The following is a 22,515-nucleotide window of genomic DNA, read 5'->3' as shown; positions in this document are numbered from 1 at the left end:
TATGAAGTAATGCATTATTCTCCTGATCTTAAAAAGGACTGGGGGAGGGTACTTCAAAAGGCTACCAATGCCACCCTAATGCATGAGAGAGATTTTTTAGCGTATCATCCATCAGGTAAATTTCAGGATTGCTCGGTAATTCTGTATGGGAATGGTAAGCCGGTAGCTGTATTTGCAGCACATAGGGAGGGTAAAACAGTCTATTCCCATCAAGGCCTGAGTTACGCCGGCCTAATACAGGTACCCTGCTCTTTTGATCAGAAAATTGAACAGTTCAAAGCCTTAATGAAATATTTTGAGTCCTTGGGGTTAAGTCATCTGCAAATTAAAGCAACACCGGCATTCTACAATTCTACTCAGGAAGAAGCCATGGTTTATATCATGCATCTGTCGAATGCCGAAATTATTCAAATGGAATTGTCCTTGACGATAAACCTGCCATTAGCGGTAAAGAATAAAGGAAGGAAAGCCAATATCAAACAGGCTGGTCGGCAGGATCTAATAATAATTGAATCCAATGAGGTGAAAAGTTTTTGGGAAGCCTTGCTTCTTCCCAACCTTCAAAACAGATACCAAACAGCACCTACCCACAGTCATGAAGAAATGTCATTTTTGATGGAAAAGTTTCCGGGAAAAATTCGACAATTCAATGTTTTTAAGGATGGCTTGATGGTAGCAGGTGCCACGGTGTATTTTTCCAAAAATTGCATCCATACCCAATACCTGGCAAGCAATAGCCAAGGCAGAAAACTAAATGCACTGGATGCCTTAGTAAATTACCTAGGGAATACTTTTGCTGAAAAATACAAATTCTTGGATTTTGGTCATTCCAATGAAAATCTAGGCTTAAATATCAATAAGGGGCTTTTTAGGTGGAAAGAAAGCTTTGGAGCCAACTCCTTTGTTCATAGACATTATATGGTTCCGGTGGATGGATGGAAAAAATTGAATAAGGTCTATAAACAATCTAGTTAGCTATATGCCTAAAAGATCTTCGGTCACAGCGGAGAGGTTAAGCCAATTGACCCAAAAAAATGCCAGGTATATAATCTCCTGCAATCAAAACGATTTTGGCTGTAAAGACCATCCCAATCAAAAATGTAGGCGTGGATTTTTTTCTTTATTTCTTCAGGTTCTTTATGGGATAGGTTTTGCTCAAAAGTATGAAACGCCATACTATGTTGACTTAAGCAACTACGTGTACGCATATTCAAGCCCTCAAGATTCAAGAAAGAGAAATAATTTTTGGGAAAGCTTATTTAATCAACCTTTGTTAAAAAGTTCTGATAAACTTATTTTAAATCAGCAAATAGAAGTATTCCCCCTGCGAATTTGGGATAGAAATCACTATCGCTTTTTAAATGAGATAATGAAAAAGGGCTTAGATTTTAACGAGGTTTTGACAAAGGAAATTAATGAAATAAAAAATAGAATGTCCGAGGTTAAAACTCTAGGTGTTCACATTAGAAAAACGGATCATTTTCGAGAGTTCCCTCCAGCTGGCAATGCTAAGTTTTTTAGAAAAATTAAAAAGAAATTTTCGACCTATGACAAGATCTTTGTAGCTACGGATGATCAGCAGCTTTTGGAAAAATTGAAAAAAGAATTTTCACCTAAAATAATGGCCCATGATTTTGTCAGGTCTCAAGGAGCAATTTCCATTCATAACAATGAGACATTAAAGGATGGTCCTAGGCTAGCTAAAGAGGCTTTGCTGGACTGCATAAGCCTATCTTGCTGTAATGAGCTTATCTTATCACCTTCTAACCTGTCCTATGCCGCTTTGGTGTTCAACCCTGAGCTTAAATACAGTATTGTAGAGAGTGGAGCAGCCAAAAGAAGCCGAATAAAGACCCTTATAAGCTATCATTTAGATAAATTAGGCCTAAGAAAATGGTAGGGGATGATTGAAATTTACCCTAAGCTCGAGGATGCTAATGGCTTATGTCCCCGTTGCAAGAATGGAAACAAGTCCGAGTCTGTCCTATATTTTCAGGGTATGCATGTTTTGGGAAAATACGCTTGTGAGGGCTGTCATTTAGACTACTACGCTGGTTTGCCTTCAGGACATCTGGCCCATTTTCCGGTTTCATTTTCTAGCAATGGTCGACATCAATTATTTGATCAAAAAAAAGCCGCATGGTTGGCCGAACCTTTGATTGATTCCATGAAAGAAAAGCCGGGTGAAGAAGTAGCTTTGAATGTTTTTAATAAAAAATCAGGAGAAGAATTGCTATTGATTAATTGCCTGGACAGTTGTTTTGGACATGTATTCACCAAAGTTTGGAATGTTTATAAGGAGATAGAAAGGAACCCAAGTAGAACCATTGCAGTAATGATTCCTGAGCAATGCAGATGGTTATTGCCAAAAAATGAGGTGGAGATATGGTCGATTGACTTACCCTTGAAACAATTTTCGGATAGGGTTGGGGGTTTGGATACTTGGGTGAGAAATCAATTTCGGAGATATAAAAAGGTTTTGCTTCACCCTGCATTTATACATTTAGACCATCAGCAGATGGATTTTGAGAAAATCCTGGGAGTGAAACCTTTTGATTTGGAGGAATTTGATCAAGCTGTGCCACAAATAACATTTATTTGGAGAGAAGACAGGTTCTGGTTGGCCAATCGACTCCTGAACTGGCTATATATGTTTTCAAAAAAATTCAAGCAGGAGAAAATTTTTAAGCCATTGTTTTTATGGAGACAAAAGACATTAATTAACCGTCTGGTCAAGGTTGTTAATAAAAGGTTTTCTGAAGTAAATTTTACTGTAACCGGGTTAGGTAAAACTACTACTTTTCAGGGTCAAATAAAGGATGAGAGAGTTACTTCGATCAATTGGGAAGTAGAGAAAAGATGGAATAAGATTTTCAGTAAAAGTCAGGTGGTCATCGCTGTGCATGGCTCCCATATGCTAATACCCTCCGCATTGGCTGCAGGCTTTGTAGAAATCTTACCAAAGCATAAAATAGACCATATCACAGAAGATATTTGCCGGACAGAGCCCGGAAGGTTGGGTCATTTTTTGGGAAGGATGGTAGACGAAAGTGCCGGTCCGAAATTGGTGGCATTACATATTACAAGCATGATTCAGCGATTTAAGTTTGTCAAAAGTAATTTGGAATCAGTTTAAGCTTAAAAGCCTCTAGGATTGAATTTATTGAACATTATTCAGGCATTCGAATTAAAAATACTTTTGTTAAAATATAGGAGTATAAAAAAGAAATGATTTTGTTTATATTAATATTACGCTTAAGTGTTATTTAATTCTTACGAATTTCTTTTCTTTTTTTCGGGAGTATTTCTGCTTTACTGGTTGGTTTTTCAAAAGAACCTGGAAGCACAAAATATCTTTCTCTTAGTTTCTAGCTATTTTTTTTATGGTTGGTGGGATTGGAGATTTTTGGCTTTAATATTTTTTAGTTCTTTCGTAGATTATATTTGTGGTTTAAAAATCAATAAGGCTCAAGATTCATTTAATAGAAAGACTCTCCTTGGTATTAGTTTGGCTGTCAACTTGGGTTTATTAGGCCTTTTTAAGTATTTTGATTTCTTTCTAGAATCGACGGTACAATTAATTAACATAATTGGTTTTCAGGCCAACCCCTACTCTTTACAATTGATTCTTCCTGTTGGTATAAGCTTTTATACTTTTCAGACCATGAGTTATACCATTGATGTTTATAGAGGAAAAATTAAGGCCAGTAATGATCCCGTAGCATTTTTTGCCTTTGTGAGTTTCTTTCCTCAACTTATGGCTGGTCCAATAGAAAGGGCCATCAATTTATTGCCTCAGTTTTTAAAGCGCAGAGATTTTGATTATGGATTGGCCATGGATGGTATGCGACAAATCCTTTGGGGTTTGTTTATGAAAGTGGTCATTGCAGACAACTGTGCTGTGTTTGTGGATCAGGCCTTTAAAACTCCAGAAAACCAACCTTCATCGAATTTATTGATAGGAGCGGTATTTTTTAGTTTTCAAATTTATGGTGATTTTGGTGGATATTCTAATATTGCGATTGGTGTTGGTAAATTGCTAGGGTTCAATTTAATGCAAAACTTTGCTTTCCCTTATTTTTCCAGAGATATTGCAGAATTTTGGAGGCGTTGGCATATTTCCTTATCGACATGGTTTAGAGATTATGTTTATATTCCATTGGGAGGGTCAAAAGGATCAAAATATCTAAGTCTCAGAAACATATTTATCATTTTCCTAGTATCTGGATTTTGGCATGGTGCCAATTGGACTTTTATCGCTTGGGGGGGAGTACATGCCATTTTATTTATTCCACTTTTTTTATTGGGTAAAAACCGAAAAAATATAACTGTTGTTGCAGAAAGTAATAATTGTCCTAGTTTTCGAGAGTTGAGTCAAATGATAGTGACTTTTACATTGGTTACCCTTGCGTGGATTATATTTCGGGCATCTAGCATATCAGAGGCTTGGGTTTTTCTAAGCCATTTATTTACCGGTTCTATAATCACCAAGCCCCAAGTGAATATTAGAGTCTATTTTTTTATTGCTATATCTATGGTTTTCCTACTTATGGAGTGGTTTGGAAGAAAGCAAGAATTTGCCATACAACGAATGTTTTTCGCTCAACCTTCATTGTTGCGATATGGTTTGTATTATGGTTTGGTAATGGCAGTATTTCTCTTTGCTAGAAAGGAACAACAATTTATTTATTTTCAGTTTTAGGTATGAATCGATTTATTATTAAACTTTTCATTTTTTCCATATTCCCTATAGGAACACTTTATGCTGTGTTTTTATTAGAGAATGGTACTGCTGATCCATTTTATCAAAGGTTTACTACTCCCAAACAAAATGCATTAATATTGGGCAATTCTAAAGCTGCACAAGGCATAATACCTTCAATTTTAAATGATGAATTAGGTGAAATTTATCCAGCTAAACTTTACAATTACTCGTTTACTGTTTATAATTCTCCCTATGGTCCTGCCTATCTGGAAAGTATCAAAAATAAATTGGCAGATTTTGAAGGGAATAGATGCTTTATTATAACTGTTGACCCTTGGAGTATTTCAAGTGACATTAAAGATCCAAATAATCCAGATAAGTTTGCGGAAAATGAAAGGTTTATTTCCGATGTAAAAAATGTTAATGTATCACCTAATTATCAATATCTTAAAGATTGGTTTTCAAAATCTAACTATGAAATAATTGTGATGAGATTCAAAAATAAATTATGGAAATTGCACAGGGATGGGTGGTTTGAAACTAAAGGGGTAATTAGGGAAAGTACTGTTAATAAGAATAGAAATTATATGGTGACTTTTTATAAAGACTATTTAACAAAATATAGTTATTCAAGCAAAAGATATGAATATCTTCAAGAAACGATATCTTATTTAAAATCAAAAGGTTCTGTGTTCTTAGTCAGGATGCCTTTACATCAAGATATCTTTGAAATTGAAAATAAATTAGATCCAGAATTTAATTCGAAAATGAGGTTTTTAGAGAAAAAATATGAAGTACCCTATTTTGACTACAATAAATGCTCAATAAATTTGAAATTCAAAGATGGCTTACATTTGACCATAAAATCAGCAAAAGATTTTTCAAATTTACTTTCTAAAAATATATTAACATATGAGAATTAAAAGTATTTTTATATTTTGATAATTATATTTGTTGTTGATTTTTGTGTGTTTTAAACTATTTATTTTAGTTGAATAATAATTGTTTGTAAGTCAATTGATTAGTTGTTAAATTTAGATAATTATTTTTTATTTTATCTGTTTTAATCTCTCCTATTCTATAAATGTAAATAAATTGAAAAACCAAGTATACAAATTTATTCATCACAAAGTATCTAGTGTTCAAACAAAAATAGATGCTTTATTGCCAAAGTATGATCTTCAAGAAAAACATATTGCAAACCTCAAAGTGCTTACCAATAGGGAGGTATTGTTGGAACGGCTTCCAAAAAATGGAATTGTTGCAGAGCTTGGGGTGAATGAAGGGAAATTTAGCCAAGAAATTCTAAGTATTTCCAAACCACAAATACTTCACCTCGTGGATACATGGGATTCAGAGAGGTATCATGGTGGATTGAAAAGCCAAGTTGAATTGACCTTTGAAAGTCAAATTATGGAAGGGAAAATTAAAATTCATCAAGGATATTCGACTGTTTTGGAATCAAGTTTTCATGATAAGTATTTTGATTGGATATATATTGATACAGATCATTCATACCAAAATACAAAAAATGAATTACAGGCTTATAAAGATAAAATAAAACCGGAAGGATTTATTGCAGGACATGATTATTCTCAAGGAAATTGGAGTAAAATTCTTCGTTATGGGGTAATGGAAGCAGTACATGAATTTTGCATCGAAGAAGGTTGGGAGTTGATTTACTTGACGATAGAAATGAGTAATAACCCTAGTTTTGCAATAAAGAAAATTCATTCATGAAATTTAAGAAGTATTTTATCATTATTTTTATCTTCAGTAACTTATCGTTGTAATATAAGTTCGGTATATATGTAATACAATTTTATTTATAATAGTAAACTTAACTTTTAAAACGGAGATGATAATATTTATTGGTTTTATTTTTGTTATTTTTTAAGTTTTATACCATTGAATTGTTTCTCTATTTATTTAATTTGTATCTATATTGAGTTAGTAATATATTGCTTTGTTAAATTCAAATAATATATTTTATAGTTTTATAAATAAGAATAGTTAATTTGATAACAATTATTAAATCTTATATAAAAAGGTATTTTTATTATTTCTCCTATTTTTATAATATCGTTAAAGGTAGGTTGTTCATAGCATTTAGCCTAAGTATGTTGGTGGCTTTGATGGATGGATTAGGACTAACAATGTTTTTACCTTTGTTAGAAATGACTGATGGGGGTAACCCTGACGGTGAAGGGATGGGGAAATTTGATTTTTTACTAGATAGTCTGAAAAGTTTTGGAATTCCTATTACCGTCTCAGTTGTTTTGCTAATGATGACTTTCTTTTTTATCATAAAAGGTGTTTTAAAATTTCTTGAACAGTACTATAATGTTTTATTGAGACGATTTTTTATAAAGAAAATAAGAATGTCTTTCATAGATTTATTTGAGAATTATTCCTTTAAATATTTTAATCAACAGGATTCCGGAAGAATACAAAATACTGTAACCGGTGAGATTGACAGAACTGTAACGGCATTCAATAGCTATATGCACGTTTTACAGGCTTTCTCCATGATCTTTATTTATATATCAATGGCTTTTACTGTAAATGTTCGATTTTCACTATTTGTGATGATTGGAGGCTTACTTTCAAACTTTCTTTATTCATCAATCTATAAAAGAACAAAAAGTCATTCAATTGATGTGTCAAAAGGCAATCATTTTTTTCAAAGTCTTTTAATACAAAAGGTGGCCAACTTTAAATATTTAAAAGCAAGTGGTCTTTTAAAATCCTATAGCAATAAACTTAGAAATCAAATTGACGCTATCGAATTTCACCATAAAAAGTTAGGGCTATTGTCTTCAACTATTACAGCGATAAGAGAGCCAATTATTATTTTAGTTATGGTTTCGGTTATACTATTTGAAGTCAATTTTTCTGGAGGTAATATTTCTGGAATTATATTAAGCTTGTTGTTTTTTTATCGCTCATTAACCTACCTTATGGCTTTGCAGGGTTACTGGAATTCAGTTATGGCTACCTATGGATCTCTAAAAAATATACAAGAATTTTCCAATGATTTGAAAACAGGACGTGATTCAATGGGTAAAATTGTTATCGATAATTTTCAAAAGGAAATAAGGCTTAAAAAGGTTAGTTTTAGTTATGGTGAAAAAGTAATACTTAAAGAAATTTCTTTTTCAGTAATGAAAAATCAAGTAGTAGCTATTGTTGGAGAAAGTGGTTCCGGCAAATCTACTTTAATGAATATTTTGGCAGGTCTTTTCTTACCCGATAGTGGGTCTATTACAATTGATGAGGTTAATTTTAGAGAGATTGACAGAAATGCATACCAAAGGAAAATTGGATACATTACTCAAGAGCCAGTTGTTTTTGACGATACTATTTTTAATAATGTTAGTTTTTGGGACAAAGACACAGAAGAAAACAGAAAAAAATGCAGGGAGGCATTAAAAAAGGCAGCTGTTTTAGAGTTTGTAGAGACTCTGGATAAAAAGGAAAATAGTAGATTAGGTAACAATGGGATTATGATAAGTGGAGGGCAAAAGCAACGAATTTCGATTGCTAGGGAGTTATATAAAGGTATTAATATACTGTTTATGGACGAAGCTACCTCGTCGCTTGATTCTGAAACAGAAATGGATATAAAGGGAAATATTGAAAGGTTAAGGGGGAAAGTTACTATTATAATTATCGCTCACCGGTTGAGTACCATCAAAAATGCGGACCAGATTTTCCTATTGAAACAAGGGCAAATAGCTTCAGCTGGAACGTTTAATGAACTTGAGTCAAAATCCATCGATTTTAGTAAAATGGTAGGTTTGCAGGCATTTTGAAAGTTTATTTTTCCAGAAAGAAGGTGTCTGCAATAAGAATATTATATTTCAATTGAAGGGAAGGAGAACTGAATGGCAAATTATAAAATTAAAATAGCATCCGCTATCAACAGAATCAAGGTCTATGGTAAACCAAAAATATTCTGTATTGGCTTTAACAAAACCGGTACAACCTCTTTAAAATCACTTTTTACAGACTTGGGTTTTGTTATAGGTGAACAAAGAATAGGCGAATTACTATTAAATGAATTACCAAATGGGGAGTATAAGGGACTGGTAAACTATACAAAAAATGCTCAATTTTTCCAAGATTATCCATTTAGTGCTCCCGGTGTGTTTAAAGTACTTGACCAGCTTTATCCTGATGCAAGGTTTATCTTAACCGAAAGGAATTCCCCTGAAGAATGGTACCACTCACTGCTCAGGTTTCATTCTCAGCAATTTAATGAAGGGAAATTCCCTACAATAAAATCATTAAAAGAAAGTAAGTATATATACAATGGATGGATTTGGCAGTTTCTATGCAAGGTGTATGACTTCGAAGAGGATGGAATATTATATGATAAGGAAAAACTCATCAACCTTTATATAAATCACAATGCGTCAGTAAAACGCCATTTTAAAGACAGGCACAATAAATTGCTCGTTCTCAATTTACAAAAAGAAACAGGCGTAAGTGATTTTAATCGATTTTTTCAGTTTGAACACAAAATTGAAAGTTTTCCTTGGGAAAATAAATCTAAATAGCAATAATATGGTAATAGCAGGTGCAGGTAGTCATGCAATGGAAGTATTGGATGTGTTGATTTCTAAAAAGATGAATGTAGGAGTCAAATTTTTTGACAATGTATCATCAGAAAATGTTTTTCAATCTTCATATCCCGTTTTAAAGTCTAAGGATGAATTGACTGATGCTTTTAAAATGGATCCCAGGTTTATGCTTGGTGTAGGGGAGTGTGAGGTAAGGGAGTTCATGTATAAATTATTTGTTTCTTTAGGGGGGGAACTTGTAGGTATTCGCACTGATTCGGCCATAATTAGCACCTATTCACCTTCTGATACTTCTGATATTTTTCACCATTCTTTTATTGGAGCAAATGTGGAGTTAGGCCTAGGTACTCTGATCAATACCGGAAGTTTTATTCATCATGGCGCTGCCGTAGGAAGATTTTCTACCATAAGTCCGGGCGTTCAGGTTTTGGGAAAAGCCTGTGTAGGAGATTTAAGTTTTATTGGAGCCGGCGCCATATTATTACCGGGGGTAAAAGTCGGTAATAATGTAAAAGTTGCTGCTGGAGCCGTAGTGACAGTTGATGTACCAGATGAAGCAACCTGCATTGGTGTTCCTGCTAAAATTAAATCAGTAAAAAAGTGAAAACTGAAGTAACTGAAAAAAGAATGCCCCCCGTCAGTGTGTGCCTGATAAGCTACAATCATGCAGCTTATATAGAACGGGCATTGGATGGAATATTTATGCAAATCGGTCCATTCGATCTTGAAGTTATTATATCTGATGATTGCTCTTCAGACGATACCAGGGAAATTATAGAAAGAAAAATTAGTCAAAATAATAGTATTACCGTAAAATACTTCCCTCAGGAAAGTAATTTAGGGATAATTGAAAATTTTGTTTTTGCGCTAAATCAATGTACTGGTAAATATATTGCAATTTGTGAAGGAGATGATTATTGGTTGGACAATAAAAAATTGGCAAAACAAACTGAACTCTTAGAAAATGATAATACCTTTGTTGGTAGTTTCCATTTTGTTAAGGTTGAATATGAAGGTAAACCTTACTTATCCAATATATTTCAACCTAAAGTACCCGAAGTTATTGGTACAGAAGATTTAATTTCACCTAGTTCCTTAATCCATACCTCTTCATTGTTTTTTAAAAGAGCTGCTTTGATTTTCCCTGATTGGTATTCGACTATGTTAAGTGGAGATTTTGCATTGACGTCTATACTTTCTAAGAAAGGTGCCTTTAAGAGAATTAACGAAGTAATGAGTGTTTATAGAGTTCATGAACAAGGGGTTACTAATTCAAGAGATTATAATAGAAAGAATAAGATTTTGAAGACTTCAATTTTAGAAAAGCTTAACCAATTTCATGAATTTAAATACGATGAGAAGTTTATAAAAGTAATTATAGAATTAAACAGTGTAAATTCTAATAATAGTTATTTTAATAAGCTTCGAAGGAGGGTTAAGTTTGGATTAGTAATTAAGCGTTTTAAATATTGGTTAAAAAATATTTAATTTAATATTATTATTGAAAGTTATATTTAATGATTATATATGAAATTCATTCTTCATATAATTGAGGATAAAAAGTTTTTGAAGGCAACTATTAATAAGTTTTCCTTGAATCCTTATGTCATTAATATTTATATTTTAATAGGGAAATTCAAATATACTAAAGTAGGTTCTGCAATTATGGTGAGCTTGCCTACTTCTATAATAAATTATTTAATTCCATTTATTCATGTTTTTATTCATGGATTAGTTATACATGGTTTTAGTAAATCGTTTTTTAATATTAATTTTGAAAAATTACACGAAAATATTAATATTTTAGGGATATTTTGGGGTTTTGATCTTTATTCTATTAATGAATCAAAGGAAAAATTTCTTATGGCTGAAACTAGAAAAATGATGGATAAAAATAATGGTTTTTCTAAATTATTTGGACAGAGGAGATTTATAGATTTCATTAATTATAGAATTGATTTTGTTTCTACGGTTGTTCCTACTGAAAATGAAATTCTGGAAAATATTTTCCCCAAATCTAGATATAAATTCACATGGTTTAGTTATTTTGATCTGGAAAATGACGTGTTAAATGGTATTAAAAACAAACAATTGTGTTTTACAGGGAAAAATTTACTTTTAGGTAACAATGCTTCCCTGTGGAATAATCATTTAGATAGTATTGAGTTAATAAAATCTTTTAAATTTGATTTTGAAGATATTATTTGTCCTTTAAGTTATTCTGGATCAAAGGAATATGTGAATTATGTTGTAAAAAGTTTTAACAAAATATTTAAAGGAAAATTCCAACCTATAACCAAATTTTTGAATTATAATGATTACCTGCAAATCTTGCTGTCTTGTCCATTCGTGTTTTTTAACTCCAAACGGCAAATAGGTTTGGGGAACCTACTATTTTCTATTTATTTAGGTTCTGTTGTTATTTTAAATAATAAAAATCCCCTTTATCATTATTTCTTATCCAATGGAATTAAGGTGTTTTCTATTCAAGAAGCACAATTAAATCTGGGCTTTAAATTTGATGCCTCTGAAAATAGAAAGAATTTAGAATTGCTTTTCAATGAGGAAGTTCTTAAAAAAAGAACCGTAAAAATTATTGATAATTTAATCCATAAATAATTGATAAGTATTGTAATCCCCGTTTTTAATTGTCAAAATACACTTGAACGAGCTGTTTTATCCGTTCTTAATGATCCAATTGTTTCAGATATTCTAATTATAGACGATGGGTCTACTGATAATTCTTTAGAAATTTCACACAAGCTTTCTAAAAATTACCCTCTAATTAGAGTACTTAACCATCCTAATGGAGAGAAAAAAGGTGCCTGTGCCTCAAGAAATCTTGGATTGGCAAATGCGAAATCTGATTGGATTCAGTTTTTGGATGCGGATGATGAACTATTAAAAGGAAAACTTTCTGGTCAGTTTAAATTGATAAAACCTGATGTTGCATTTATTGTAGGTAACTGTATTCATATTTTAGGAAATGGAAAAAAACATTTAATTAATTCCAATACTGATATTTGGATAGGTTTAATCAGAAGTAAATTAGGAAGAACTAGTTCTATACTTTGGAATAAAAAGTTTCTTAACTTGGTTAATGGTTGGAACGAAAACTTAAGTAGTAGTCAAGAATATGATTTAATGTTTAGAATTCTTGTCTTGAATCCAAATGTATCTTTTGATAAAAGATATCTTACATTAATTCATAAAGAAAAGAATTCCATTAGTACAAAATTTGAAAGTAAATATGATAGGATTCAAAATTGGCTTCATTTAAGAGAAGAAATTTTATTTTACCTTAAAAGTACAAATAGTTATACTTTACCTTCGAAGTATTATTTATCTGGAGCAGTTGGTGTATTTTGTGAAGAGAATAATTTTTCTTATCCCCATTATATGAATATTTTGTTTTTTAAAGTTTATAAATTCGAATTAATTGTAAAATCATATATTTTTAATCTATTTAAATATTCTAAAAGTGGAAAATAGGATATATCTAGGTATTCATTTTATTATTAGTGTTCATTTTGAATTATTTCCTTAATTTCTTAATTAATGTCAATTAAGTTTATTTCTATTATCATTCCTCATTTTAATGATAAAATCCGACTTTTAAATTTACTTAAAGAACTTGATTATCAAGTTCTTTCGAATGCCATGTGGGAGGTAATTGTTGTTAATAATGATTTTAAATTTCCTTTGGAGCTTCCTGATTGGTTTTCAGTTTCTTATAGACTAAAGATTATAGAGGAATCGATACCTGGTTCTTATTCAGCTAGAAATAAAGGTATTAAAGAGGCCAAAGGTGATTTATTAGCATTTACCGACTCTGATTGTTTACCAGATAAATACTGGTTAAAGAATGCCTTTACTCACTTTAATAAGGATAATGAAAATAATATTGGTGTTCTAACTGGCCCAGTTCCTTTATTTTTTAGAGACCGATCGAATTTGTCTGCAGCAGAGACTTACGAAAAATATACTGGTTTTACTACTAAGGTTTATGCCTTAGACGGAAAGGCAATTACAGCAAATTGGTTTTCGTATGCATCAGTCATTGATGAATTTGGTGGGTTCGACCCTACTCTTAAATCCAATGGTGATTCTAAACTATCTGGACAAATTTCTTCTAAATACTCAATCAGTTTTCAAGAAGATGTTATTGTGTATCATCCATCAAGATATTTAATCAAAGAGTTAACCTGCAAATTTAAAAGACTATTAGGTGGTACTTATACCAGAAATTATCAAGGTAGAAACATTCCTTTTTTTGGGTATCTTGTAAAATTTATTTTTAAAAGATATCGATTTGCCATTAAAAAACTTTTTACTGTAAATATTAATGATTCAATCAAAATTATTAAAGTATGTCATTTTATAAACATAGGAGTTATTTTAGAATATATGAGTATCATTAAAGGAAATCCAACTAAAAGGTGAAAAACCTAGGTTGGGTTTTAATATTGTCTTTTTAAATTATTATAAAATAAAAATTTAATAAATGATTTATCATATATTAAATGATGAAAAATTCACCGATTGGGTTATAGAATCCTTTAATAAGTTTGAAGTTTCTGATAAACAAAAGTTTATACTTGTTTCTAGTAAAAAATATTCAAATTACTTTTGTGACAAATCCGTTAAAATAATTTCAAAAGAATATTATATAAATGATTTTAAGCCTAATAATAATGATTTGTTGATATTTTATTTTTTACATTTACATACTATCTCTTTCCTACTTAAAATAAAGCACATTAAATGTAAAAAAATTTGGATTGGTTATGGAGCTGATTATTATTATTATTTACTTAATCCCAGATCCTTTCATTCCTTTTATCTTAAAAAGACTCAAAAATACTTTAATTTTATAAATAGACACCATTTTTTTAAGCGTATGGTTCTGGCTTTATACCAACAACTTTTTCTCTATATAAAAGTTTTGCCAGCTCTTAAAACTTTGACCCATTTTGCACCTATTCTTCCCAATGAGTTTTCGATAATTAGAAATAAGTTTCCTTTTTTAAATTTTAAATATCTAGAATTCACCTTTGGTGATATTAGTTTTCTTGGTTCCACACAAAAAGAAATTTGTGGAACTAGTATTCTATTAGGAAATAGTGCTACCTTTACTTGTAATCATATTGATGTTTTGGATATACTTGATAAGTTAAAAATATCTAATTCTATTATTATACCTTTAAGTTATGGAAACCTTAAATATAAAGAATTTTTAAATGAAAATATTTGTAAAGATTTTTCTAATTTAAATATAGAATTGTTAAATGATTTTTTACCATTGAAAAGGTACAATCAAGTTCTAGCTAAGTGTGCTTTTGCTATTATGCCTCAATTACGTCAACAGGGGATGGGAAATATTTATTCCTTGTTGTATTCTGGGACTAAATTGTTTCTTTTTAAAGAAAATCCTGTATATGAATTTTTAAATAAATTAGGTGTGTGTTTTTACTCGATAGAAGAGTTAATTACTAATCCTCAACTTATAGCTATACCTTTAGGATCGGTTGAGGTAGAGAATAACCGAAGAATCATTAATAATTATTATTCAAAAGAAAAATCGTTAGATAGGGTGGCAAAAATCATTATACTTTGAAAATATGTAGAATTGTTAGCCAATTAGATTTTGGAGGGGTTGAAAAAAGATTAAAACTTACTTCAAAATTTTTTAAAGATCATTCTGAAAATGAATTAATAATTCTTGTTTTAGGGAGTGGTGGAAAAGTTTGCAGTGAAATAATGGATTTTGGATTCTTTGTGGTGGTATTTAACAAAAAGGTTAGAATTCCAAATCCTTTGTTAATATTTAACACCTATAAATTTTTACGATTTCATAAACCAGATGTGATTCATACTTCCGGTGCAGAGGCCAATTTTCATGGATTAATTGCTGGGTTTTTAGCTCGGGTACCAGTTAGAATAGGCGAGGAAATTGGGTTTCCCAATCATGGATTTATTTTTAGAACTCTCTTTAAATTTGTATACTTTTTATCTCATCATGTAATAGCCATTTCGAAAGCTGTAGAAAAATGTCTCATTGATTTAAAAGAAATTAATAAAGATAAGATTTCAGTAATTTATAATCCAGTAGCAGTTCTAAAAAGTGAAGAAGATTGTGAATGCGGAGTGTCAATCCAAGATTTAGTTTTCAAATCAAATAAATCTAAAATATTTGTAACTACCTGTAGGTTAGTACCAATTAAAAATCTTAAATTTTTAATTGGTGTTTTCCATGAATATCTCCAAATACGTGGTAATGAAAATTCTATTCTCTGGATTATTGGAGAAGGTCCTGAAAAGGAGAAATTGATACTATTAACATGTGAATATCAAATTTCGGAAAAAGTTTTGTTTTTTGGATTTGTTCCAAATGTTATTCCTCTATTAAAAAAATCTAACTTTTTTATTTTGCCTTCTATTTCAGAAGGTTTTTCTATTTCATTAGTTGAAGCCATGTTGTGTGGTTTACCTGTTCTATCTACCAATGTTGGTGGGCCTTCTGAAATTATTTCTCATGAGGATAATGGTTATTTATTTGACCCACAGGATAGGTCTCAATTGTTGGAATTAATGTGCAAGGTAAATAACCTTACTGAAAGTGAACTAGGTATTATTAAATTAAATGCAATTGAAAAAGGTTCAGAATTTTCAGTTGAGAATTATGGTAAGAATTTGCTTACCCTTTATTACACTAATTTTGGAGAACGTTAATTTGTAAAGTAATTGAAAAAAATTAAAGTTTTACATTGTATAGAAACCATCTCTTCAGGTGGAGTGGAGGTCTTGAGGCTTGGTTTTGGCAGAAATTATGACAAAGAACGTTTTGACATGCGGATTGTTTGTACCAATGCTAAGGGGCCAATCAAAGAAGCTTTGGAGAAAGAAGGAATACAAATAATTCAAGTTGGGTCTTTTAAGTCACCATTTGAATTTTCAAAATATAGACAAGTATTAGCAGTTATTAAGAAATTTTCACCACATATAATACATGGAGCTGTGTTCGAAGGGATGTGTATGGCTAGTATTTGTGGGGTTATTGGAAGAGTCCCTATTATTATTTTAGAAGAAACTTCAGATCCTCAAAAAAGGTCAATTAAGGCTATATGGCTTCAAAGGCTATTAGCAAAAGTAGCGGATGTGGTGATAGGTATTTCACCTTCTGTTGCTCAATACCTCACAGAAAAAGCAAAAATCCCTTCAAAAAAGGTACTTCTTCTTAATAATGGAGTGGATAATTTACATCTTCTTTCTAGCAATAATGACTTACAGAGAAAGGATATCTTTCTAAAATCTTTCGATTACGTTTTGGGATCAGTTGGCCGGGTTCATGACAATGTTAAAAGATATTCTGATATTTTAAAGGCATTAAAAATCCTAAATGACCCTAAGATTAAATTTTTGCTTATTGGTGATGGGCCAGATTTGGATAAATTAAAGGTTCTTGCCAAAGAGCTAGGTGTTGAAAATCAATTTTTCCCTTTGGGATTTAAGGAAAATACCTCTAATTACTATCAATTGATGGATTGCTTTTGTGTTCCTAGCCTTCAAGAAGGTTTTGGACTAGTAGCAGTTGAAGCTATGTTTCATCATCTTCCAGTTGTAGCTACAGCTGTTGGCGGTTTAAAAGATGTCGTACAGAATGAGGTAACTGGACTCTTGGTACCCCATTCAGATCCTCAAAGCTTAGCGAAGTGTATAAATCATCTAATTAATAACCCTGAGATCAGTCTTAAAATGGGCAAAGAAGGATTTTTGAGAGCCTCTAATCTGTATGGTATTGAAGCTTATACCAACGCGTTGGAAAAGCTTTACCTTTCTCTCATGGCCAAGGATAATCAACTAACTAACTTCAAAAATTGTTAGACGTTTTTATCATATTGTTTTTGCTCACTCTGATATATAAGTCTAATATCACTTTTAGTTTGAATTATAAACTACCTAAAAAGTATTTATATCATTTACACTATCTTCTAATATATCATGCCTTTTTTAGTCTTTTTTATGGCTGGTATATAATTAATTTTGGTGGAGATTCACGTGGGTATTGGTTGTTTACTATGGAGCAAGTTAAAATATCTGACCCTACTTGGATGAAATATTTTGGAGAAGGAACCACATTTATACTTTGGTTAACTTTTATTCCAAGTAAAGTTTTGGGCTTATCCTATCATACAGGAAATCTTTTATTTGGTTTTTTGGGCTTTATTGGCCTTCGATATATTTTTTTGCTGGTTTATAAATATTTTCCGACCAATCATAAAATTTTAGGAGTCCCTTTATTTCCAACAGTTTTCTATATAACCAATTTACACTTTTGGACAGCTGGGGTTGGGAAAGATTCCCTTTCATTTTGGGCCATTGCTTGGTTTTTATTTTCTATTCAACAATACAAAGAAAAATGGTGGCAGGCTACTATAGCCTTTTTTTTTATTTATATGTGTAGACCTCATATGGGGCAAGCGATAATTGGAGGCGCAACGGTTGCCATACTTTTGGGGACAGATATAAAAAACACTTATAAGTTCGGTTTGGCTGCATTGGCATTAATTGGTTCCATTTATATGAGCACTTATACTTTGGATGTGTTGAAATTAGAAAGTTTTGATTTAGAAACTTTAGAAGCTTTTTCTGCAAGCAAGTCTGGTAATTTAAATACTAGAAATGTAGGCTCAGGAGTAAATATTTCTTCTTATTCCTGGCCCATGAAGTTATTCACCTATTTATTTAGACCACTTTTTTTTGATTCCCATAATATTGTAAGTTTTATTAGTTCCTTTGAAAACCTGCTTTACTTGTGGCTAAGCTTTTTTATTTACAAAAACTGGTCCCCGGAAGCCCTTCGAGACATGCCACTTTTTTTGAAAACAGGTATGGTAACTTTTATTCCTGTAACTTTTGCCTTTATGAATGCATTAAGTAATCTTGGTATTGCCATGCGCATGAAAAATATGCTGATGATTTATTTTTTGCTTTTTTGTTTTTACTTGATCACGCATAGAAAATATACCCTTTACCTGAGGAGCTTGGACCGTAAAAAATTCTTTCAACGCAGGCAGGCCATTATTGATGCTAAAAAGAGAAATGCTATTTGAACTTTATTTTTAATTCTAGTTGAAAAAAAGAAAATTATTATTTCTGCCCAAATACCCCAGAAAAGGAGCGAGTAGCAGATTAAGGACTTACCAGTTTTTGCCTTTATGGAGAAAAATGGGCTATTCGGTTGCGGTACATTCTTTTTTTACTGAGCAATACCTTGATAATATTTATAGCCATCATTCACCTGGGATTTGGCATGTTTTGAAATGTTATTTTCGTAGATTTTTCTTGTTGTTCACAGTTCATAAGTACGATTTGATCATTATTGAAAAAGAGATATTTCCTTATTTGCCGGCAATTGCTGAATGGCTTCTTTCCAAAATTAAAGGGTATTGGGTGGATTATGACGATGCTGTTTTTCATAATTATGACCTAAGTAATAACCGAATGGTTGGTCTACTTATGCCTAAAAAAATTGACCAGGTGATGAAGTTGGCATGTAGAGTGGTGGTAGGAAATGAGTACTTAAAGAATAGAGCTACTAGGGCCGGCGCATCTAATGTTTCGATATTTCCTACGGTGATAAATGCAAATAGGTATAAAGAAAAAGTTTGTGATCCAATAAGTAAAACCATATCCATTGGCTGGATTGGCTCCCCAAGCACCATAAAATACCTGAAACCCATGGTGCCGGTTCTTAATTGGCTTCATCAACATTACTCCATAAAATTTATATTGGTTAATGGTTTGAGCAATATCAAGTTTGAAGGGGAATTGGAGTCAATTATTTGGACAGAAGAAGGGGAGGTGGATGCCATCCATAAAATGGACATTGGCATCATGCCTTTGCCGGATAGCCCTTGGGAAAATGGGAAGTGTGCCTATAAATTAATTCAATATATGGGCTGTGGCTTACCTGTGGTGGCTTCTCCTATAGGAATGAACAAAGAGGTGGTCAATCATGGGGAGAATGGGTTTTTAGCCTGTACTTCAGAAGAGTGGATAAACGCCTTGGAAAAACTAATACTTGCCCCTCAATTGAGAATGGAGTTTGGAAAAAAAGGTAGAGAAAAAGTGTTGAGGGAATATACCTTGCGGGGAAATTTTATGAGGTATAAGGAATTGGTTGAACAAGAATTGAGCAAGTAATTTTTTTAAAAGTGATGGTGTTAGTGTATATGAACACCATCTCACTAAAAATTGTATATATAATGATATTTTAAACAAAACGATCGAGTTAAATTAATTTTTTAGCACTCTGTTGCAATAATCTATTACCTATTTCTATCAAATATTCCTACTAGAGTCATTGAAATAGATAAAATCCATAGATACACATCAATATATATTCCTTTAAAAAAGTATGCTAATCCAAATAGGAATGTTGCCTTTTTGTATTTAAATAAAAATGAACTTAATAACCAAATTCCAAAAATCAGGAAATGAATGGTGAAAGGAATATTGAGGATTAGAGCATTAGCTAGATGAAAAAATGACGCAAAAATGAGATAAATTCTCCATGATAGTTTTGAATAAAGCAAGAATAGGATTCCTGATAACTCAAATAATACTCCTGAATAATCAATTATTTCTGTTAAAAAAGGATTGGCACTTAAAAAGAACTCCGCTAGTAAAGGTTTTTGCGTGGCAGGGAAATATAGATCATATACCCATCTTAAAAATCCACTAGTAGTTAGGTCAAAATCAATCCAATGGTAAGCTTTTTGCAAACCTGCTGTGAAATATCCGAATATTACAGAAATACCAAATAACATTAGCGTTTTAGAATGAACTTTTATTTTCTTATCAGGTCTAATTGAATAATATGCAGATGAATTGGTAAAAGCAAAAACTAGAAATATTATTGATTCAAATATGTAATGATCAATTTTTCCAAGACTATAACCAAATCCATTATTTATAATTGTCAATAAAAATAAACCTAGCAGTGCAACTCTAGAGCAAAAACCTATTATTGTAGCTACTAAAAAGATAATAATGAGGTAATCTGTGATTTCAAAATAAATAGGTGGAGGAAAACCTCCAAATAAATTAGCAATATTAAAAGGCTTCGGTAAAAACAAGCTGTCAGGAACGGAAGATATCCATGAGAATTTTGGTCTAAAATAAACGAGGGTAACAATACCAAAAAACACTCTATAAAAACTTAAATGCTTTTCATTAATAGCGGTAATTTTAGTTATTCTAAGGAAAAATCCTCTGAAAAATGCTTCAATTAAGATAATAAGTTTTTTCATAAATAATGGTATCAGATGCTATTTGCTTTTGATATAGGTTGTATTTTATTTGAATTTTTCTTAATACAAATATTGAATCAGAGTACCCTGCTTCATTTAAATTTGTACGTAACCAAGATTTCGTAGCTTTCTTTTTTTCCTGATTTAAATCGTTTCCCTCAATTATTTTCCAAGATGAGAAAGGAAATTGGAAGAAATTTTGATATGGCTCCAAACCAAAATTACCTTTAATAATCGAATGAAAATATTGGGATGGAATGTTTTTAAGTAAGATTTGAGAATTTAGTGCAACTAAAGAATCTTTCAATGCAAATAGCTCGTACTTTTCAAAAGTTCTAAATTCGTTTTGAACATTTAAAGTTGAAGCCCCAGTTGGAAAAATAATAGCCGGATATATTTCTAACCCTGGTTCTAAAGATTTGATTGTAAATGGAATAAATAGGATCAGAAAAATTATTATTGCTTGTTTTGTATTTTGAAATTTTGATTTTGGTTGAATAGAATTCATTTCTTTAAGTTTAAATAGACTGTATTATAATGATTTTAGACACTTGAAACTATCTATTTCAAAGAAAATTAAACTTTAGTAGGATTTATAATTCTGATATATTTTTTTAAGCCTAAAAAATCATTTTCCAATTGGTATATCGAGGTGAATTGGATAAATAACTTCTTCTAATAGGTCAAATAACCTTTTATAATGAATACCCCAACCATCAAAGTGCTTTTCATTTCTTGGGATTCTGATCAAACGAATTACATGGAAAATCTGTTTTTTCCAATATTTGATGGGCTGCAAAAAGAAATGGACTGCCAATTTTTTGTGCTTCAATTTTCTTGGGCTGATGCGGCAGAGGTGAATAGAATTGCAAATATTGCCGAGGGACTAAAGATCAATTATCAACAGCAGCAGGTAAGGCGAAAGCCACATCCAATTTTAGGTACCCTGCTCACTACGCAACTTGGCCAAATTGCAATTAAACGTATGGTTATTAAATACGGCATTACCCATCTTATGCCTCGGTCTACCATGCCGGCCATGATGGTTAATTCAATTTTTAAATGGGCGAAAAACAGGGGGATTAAAATTGTTTTTGATGCTGACGGGTTACCTATTCAAGAAAGGGTTGATTATGCCGGGTTAAAAGAAAGTAGTTTACAATACCAATGGCTAAAAAAAACTGAAACGAAGTTGCTTAAACTATCTGATATTGTATTGGTACGCTCAACTTTGGCCATACATGAACACTTAAAAAATATTGGGCAAACCCATAAACCCAAGTTTTTTAAAGTAAGCAATGGAAGAATTATAAACCGGTTTAAGCCCAATCCGGTGATTAGGGAAAAAATTAGAGAAGACCTTAATATTATGCCTGAATCAATATTGTGGTTGTATTCGGGAAGTATCGGTCCACAGTATCTTGTAGGAGAGATGTTGCAATTGTTTGAGACTTACCATATTCATCATCCTGAAAGTAAGTTTCTTTTTCTAATTAGAAACGCTACTTCTCTAGCTGAAGCTATCCCCAATCACTTAAAGCAAGCCATTTTAATAAAAACAGTCAATTACGAGGATTTGCCTGCCTATTATGCCGCGGCAGACTTGGGAGTTAGTTTAAGAAAACCAGCACCAAGTCTTGCAGGGATAGCACCCATCAAAGTAAGCGAGTATTTATTGGCCGGTTTACCAATTATATCTTCCAAAGGAATCGGTGATTTGGATGAAATGATTGGTGAGGAACCTTATTGTTTTATGTACCCACCAATTGATAAAATGGACTTAATTAAATGGCTTAAGGATGTAAAGAAGATTTCCAGAGAACAGATTAGGGCACAATCTATCCCAAGCTTTGCTTTAGAAAATAGCATAAATGAATACAAGGATGCGCTGAAGTCTTCAAATTTGTAG

21 protein-coding genes are annotated in these 22,515 nt (G+C 31.7%); 19 read left to right on the top strand and 2 right to left on the bottom strand.

The window, feature by feature from the left end; translation table 11 throughout:
• Positions 1–9: 9 nt before the first annotated feature.
• The 18 genes from ACYVHJ_RS12880 to ACYVHJ_RS12795 all read left to right on the top strand — a co-directional run bounded on the left by ACYVHJ_RS12880 (position 10) and on the right by ACYVHJ_RS12795 (position 19,497).
• Positions 10–975: a hypothetical protein gene (locus tag ACYVHJ_RS12880; RefSeq protein ID WP_460515395.1), complete on the top strand. Its 966-nt coding sequence runs from the start codon at positions 10–12 to the stop codon at positions 973–975.
• Between the two features lie 4 nt (positions 976–979).
• Positions 980–1,900, top strand: a complete 921-nt coding sequence (locus ACYVHJ_RS12875; protein ID WP_460515393.1) for an O-fucosyltransferase family protein — start codon at positions 980–982, stop codon at positions 1,898–1,900.
• 3 nt (positions 1,901–1,903) lie between these two features.
• Positions 1,904–3,136, top strand: a complete 1,233-nt coding sequence (locus ACYVHJ_RS12870) for a hypothetical protein (RefSeq protein WP_460515391.1) — start codon at positions 1,904–1,906, stop codon at positions 3,134–3,136.
• A gap of 528 nt (positions 3,137–3,664) precedes the next feature.
• Entirely contained in the window at positions 3,665–4,702 is a 1,038-nt protein-coding gene (locus tag ACYVHJ_RS12865; RefSeq protein ID WP_460515389.1) for an MBOAT family O-acyltransferase, read from the top strand.
• A 2-nt stretch (positions 4,703–4,704) separates the two neighbouring features.
• A complete protein-coding gene (locus tag ACYVHJ_RS12860; RefSeq protein ID WP_460515387.1) occupies positions 4,705–5,628 on the top strand; it encodes a hypothetical protein in 924 nt (307 codons plus the stop codon).
• Positions 5,629–5,800: 172 nt separating this feature from the next.
• Positions 5,801–6,445 (top strand): class I SAM-dependent methyltransferase, encoded by a 645-nt coding sequence (locus ACYVHJ_RS12855; protein ID WP_460515385.1) that lies wholly within the window; start codon positions 5,801–5,803, stop codon positions 6,443–6,445.
• A 278-nt stretch (positions 6,446–6,723) separates the two neighbouring features.
• Positions 6,724–8,520: an ABC transporter ATP-binding protein gene (locus tag ACYVHJ_RS12850; protein ID WP_460515382.1), complete on the top strand. Its 1,797-nt coding sequence runs from the start codon at positions 6,724–6,726 to the stop codon at positions 8,518–8,520.
• A gap of 72 nt (positions 8,521–8,592) precedes the next feature.
• The gene (locus ACYVHJ_RS12845) at positions 8,593–9,267 is read left to right on the top strand and encodes a sulfotransferase family protein (protein ID WP_460515380.1); all 675 of its coding nucleotides are present in this window, start codon (positions 8,593–8,595) and stop codon (positions 9,265–9,267) included.
• 7 nt (positions 9,268–9,274) lie between these two features.
• The gene (locus tag ACYVHJ_RS12840; protein ID WP_460515378.1) at positions 9,275–9,895 is read left to right on the top strand and encodes an LbetaH domain-containing protein; all 621 of its coding nucleotides are present in this window, start codon (positions 9,275–9,277) and stop codon (positions 9,893–9,895) included.
• Positions 9,892–10,779, top strand: coding sequence for a glycosyltransferase family 2 protein (locus ACYVHJ_RS12835; protein ID WP_460515375.1), 888 nt, complete (start codon positions 9,892–9,894; stop codon positions 10,777–10,779). Before ACYVHJ_RS12840 ends, ACYVHJ_RS12835 begins: the two co-directional genes overlap by 4 nt.
• A 39-nt stretch (positions 10,780–10,818) precedes the next feature.
• Entirely contained in the window at positions 10,819–11,910 is a 1,092-nt protein-coding gene (locus tag ACYVHJ_RS12830; RefSeq protein ID WP_460515373.1) for a TDP-N-acetylfucosamine:lipid II N-acetylfucosaminyltransferase family protein, read from the top strand.
• Positions 11,911–12,783 (top strand): glycosyltransferase, encoded by an 873-nt coding sequence (locus tag ACYVHJ_RS12825; RefSeq protein WP_460515371.1) that lies wholly within the window; start codon positions 11,911–11,913, stop codon positions 12,781–12,783.
• A gap of 66 nt (positions 12,784–12,849) precedes the next feature.
• Positions 12,850–13,734: a glycosyltransferase family A protein gene (locus ACYVHJ_RS12820; protein ID WP_460515369.1), complete on the top strand. Its 885-nt coding sequence runs from the start codon at positions 12,850–12,852 to the stop codon at positions 13,732–13,734.
• 61 nt (positions 13,735–13,795) lie between these two features.
• Entirely contained in the window at positions 13,796–14,908 is a 1,113-nt protein-coding gene (locus ACYVHJ_RS12815) for a TDP-N-acetylfucosamine:lipid II N-acetylfucosaminyltransferase family protein (protein WP_460515367.1), read from the top strand.
• Complete coding sequence (locus ACYVHJ_RS12810) at positions 14,905–16,023, top strand: glycosyltransferase (RefSeq protein ID WP_460515365.1); 1,119 nt, start codon at positions 14,905–14,907, stop codon at positions 16,021–16,023. The genes ACYVHJ_RS12815 and ACYVHJ_RS12810 overlap by 4 nt, the downstream gene beginning before the upstream one ends.
• 12 nt (positions 16,024–16,035) lie before the next feature.
• Entirely contained in the window at positions 16,036–17,175 is a 1,140-nt protein-coding gene (locus ACYVHJ_RS12805; RefSeq protein WP_460515362.1) for a glycosyltransferase family protein, read from the top strand.
• A 194-nt stretch (positions 17,176–17,369) separates the two neighbouring features.
• The gene (locus tag ACYVHJ_RS12800) at positions 17,370–18,404 is read left to right on the top strand and encodes a hypothetical protein (RefSeq protein ID WP_460515360.1); all 1,035 of its coding nucleotides are present in this window, start codon (positions 17,370–17,372) and stop codon (positions 18,402–18,404) included.
• Between the two features lie 19 nt (positions 18,405–18,423).
• The gene (locus ACYVHJ_RS12795) at positions 18,424–19,497 is read left to right on the top strand and encodes a glycosyltransferase family 4 protein (protein WP_460515358.1); all 1,074 of its coding nucleotides are present in this window, start codon (positions 18,424–18,426) and stop codon (positions 19,495–19,497) included.
• A gap of 125 nt (positions 19,498–19,622) precedes the next feature.
• Here ACYVHJ_RS12795 and ACYVHJ_RS12790 read toward each other — a convergent pair whose 3' ends face one another.
• Complete coding sequence (locus ACYVHJ_RS12790; protein ID WP_460515356.1) at positions 19,623–20,606, bottom strand: hypothetical protein; 984 nt, start codon at positions 20,604–20,606, stop codon at positions 19,623–19,625.
• Positions 20,581–21,114, bottom strand: coding sequence for a hypothetical protein (locus ACYVHJ_RS12785; protein ID WP_460515354.1), 534 nt, complete (start codon positions 21,112–21,114; stop codon positions 20,581–20,583). The genes ACYVHJ_RS12790 and ACYVHJ_RS12785 overlap by 26 nt, the downstream gene beginning before the upstream one ends.
• 192 nt (positions 21,115–21,306) lie before the next feature.
• Between ACYVHJ_RS12785 and ACYVHJ_RS12780 the strand changes: the two genes are divergently transcribed.
• Entirely contained in the window at positions 21,307–22,515 is a 1,209-nt protein-coding gene (locus ACYVHJ_RS12780; protein ID WP_460515351.1) for a glycosyltransferase family protein, read from the top strand.

The organism is Cyclobacterium sediminis (assembly GCF_054781075.1).
Note: the sequence above shows the minus strand (reverse complement) of the source record. Positions and strands in the feature narration are given on the sequence as shown.

Bases quoted from the DNA above. Each gene is read 5' to 3' on its own strand.
- ACYVHJ_RS12880 (WP_460515395.1), top strand. From the start codon at position 10: ATGCATTATTCTCCTGATCTTAAAAAGGACTGGGGGAGGGTACTTCAA.
- ACYVHJ_RS12875 (WP_460515393.1), top strand. From the start codon at position 980: ATGCCTAAAAGATCTTCGGTCACAGCGGAGAGGTTAAGCCAATTGACC.
- ACYVHJ_RS12870 (WP_460515391.1), top strand. From the start codon at position 1,904: ATGATTGAAATTTACCCTAAGCTCGAGGATGCTAATGGCTTATGTCCC.
- ACYVHJ_RS12865 (WP_460515389.1), top strand. From the start codon at position 3,665: ATGAGTTATACCATTGATGTTTATAGAGGAAAAATTAAGGCCAGTAAT.
- ACYVHJ_RS12860 (WP_460515387.1), top strand. From the start codon at position 4,705: ATGAATCGATTTATTATTAAACTTTTCATTTTTTCCATATTCCCTATA.
- ACYVHJ_RS12845 (WP_460515380.1), top strand. From the start codon at position 8,593: ATGGCAAATTATAAAATTAAAATAGCATCCGCTATCAACAGAATCAAG.
- ACYVHJ_RS12840 (WP_460515378.1), top strand. From the start codon at position 9,275: ATGGTAATAGCAGGTGCAGGTAGTCATGCAATGGAAGTATTGGATGTG.
- ACYVHJ_RS12830 (WP_460515373.1), top strand. From the start codon at position 10,819: ATGAAATTCATTCTTCATATAATTGAGGATAAAAAGTTTTTGAAGGCA.
- ACYVHJ_RS12820 (WP_460515369.1), top strand. From the start codon at position 12,850: ATGTCAATTAAGTTTATTTCTATTATCATTCCTCATTTTAATGATAAA.
- ACYVHJ_RS12815 (WP_460515367.1), top strand. From the start codon at position 13,796: ATGATTTATCATATATTAAATGATGAAAAATTCACCGATTGGGTTATA.
- ACYVHJ_RS12800 (WP_460515360.1), top strand. From the start codon at position 17,370: ATGGAGCAAGTTAAAATATCTGACCCTACTTGGATGAAATATTTTGGA.
- ACYVHJ_RS12790 (WP_460515356.1), bottom strand. From the start codon at position 20,606: ATGAAAAAACTTATTATCTTAATTGAAGCATTTTTCAGAGGATTTTTC.
- ACYVHJ_RS12785 (WP_460515354.1), bottom strand. From the start codon at position 21,114: ATGAATTCTATTCAACCAAAATCAAAATTTCAAAATACAAAACAAGCA.
- ACYVHJ_RS12780 (WP_460515351.1), top strand. From the start codon at position 21,307: ATGAATACCCCAACCATCAAAGTGCTTTTCATTTCTTGGGATTCTGAT.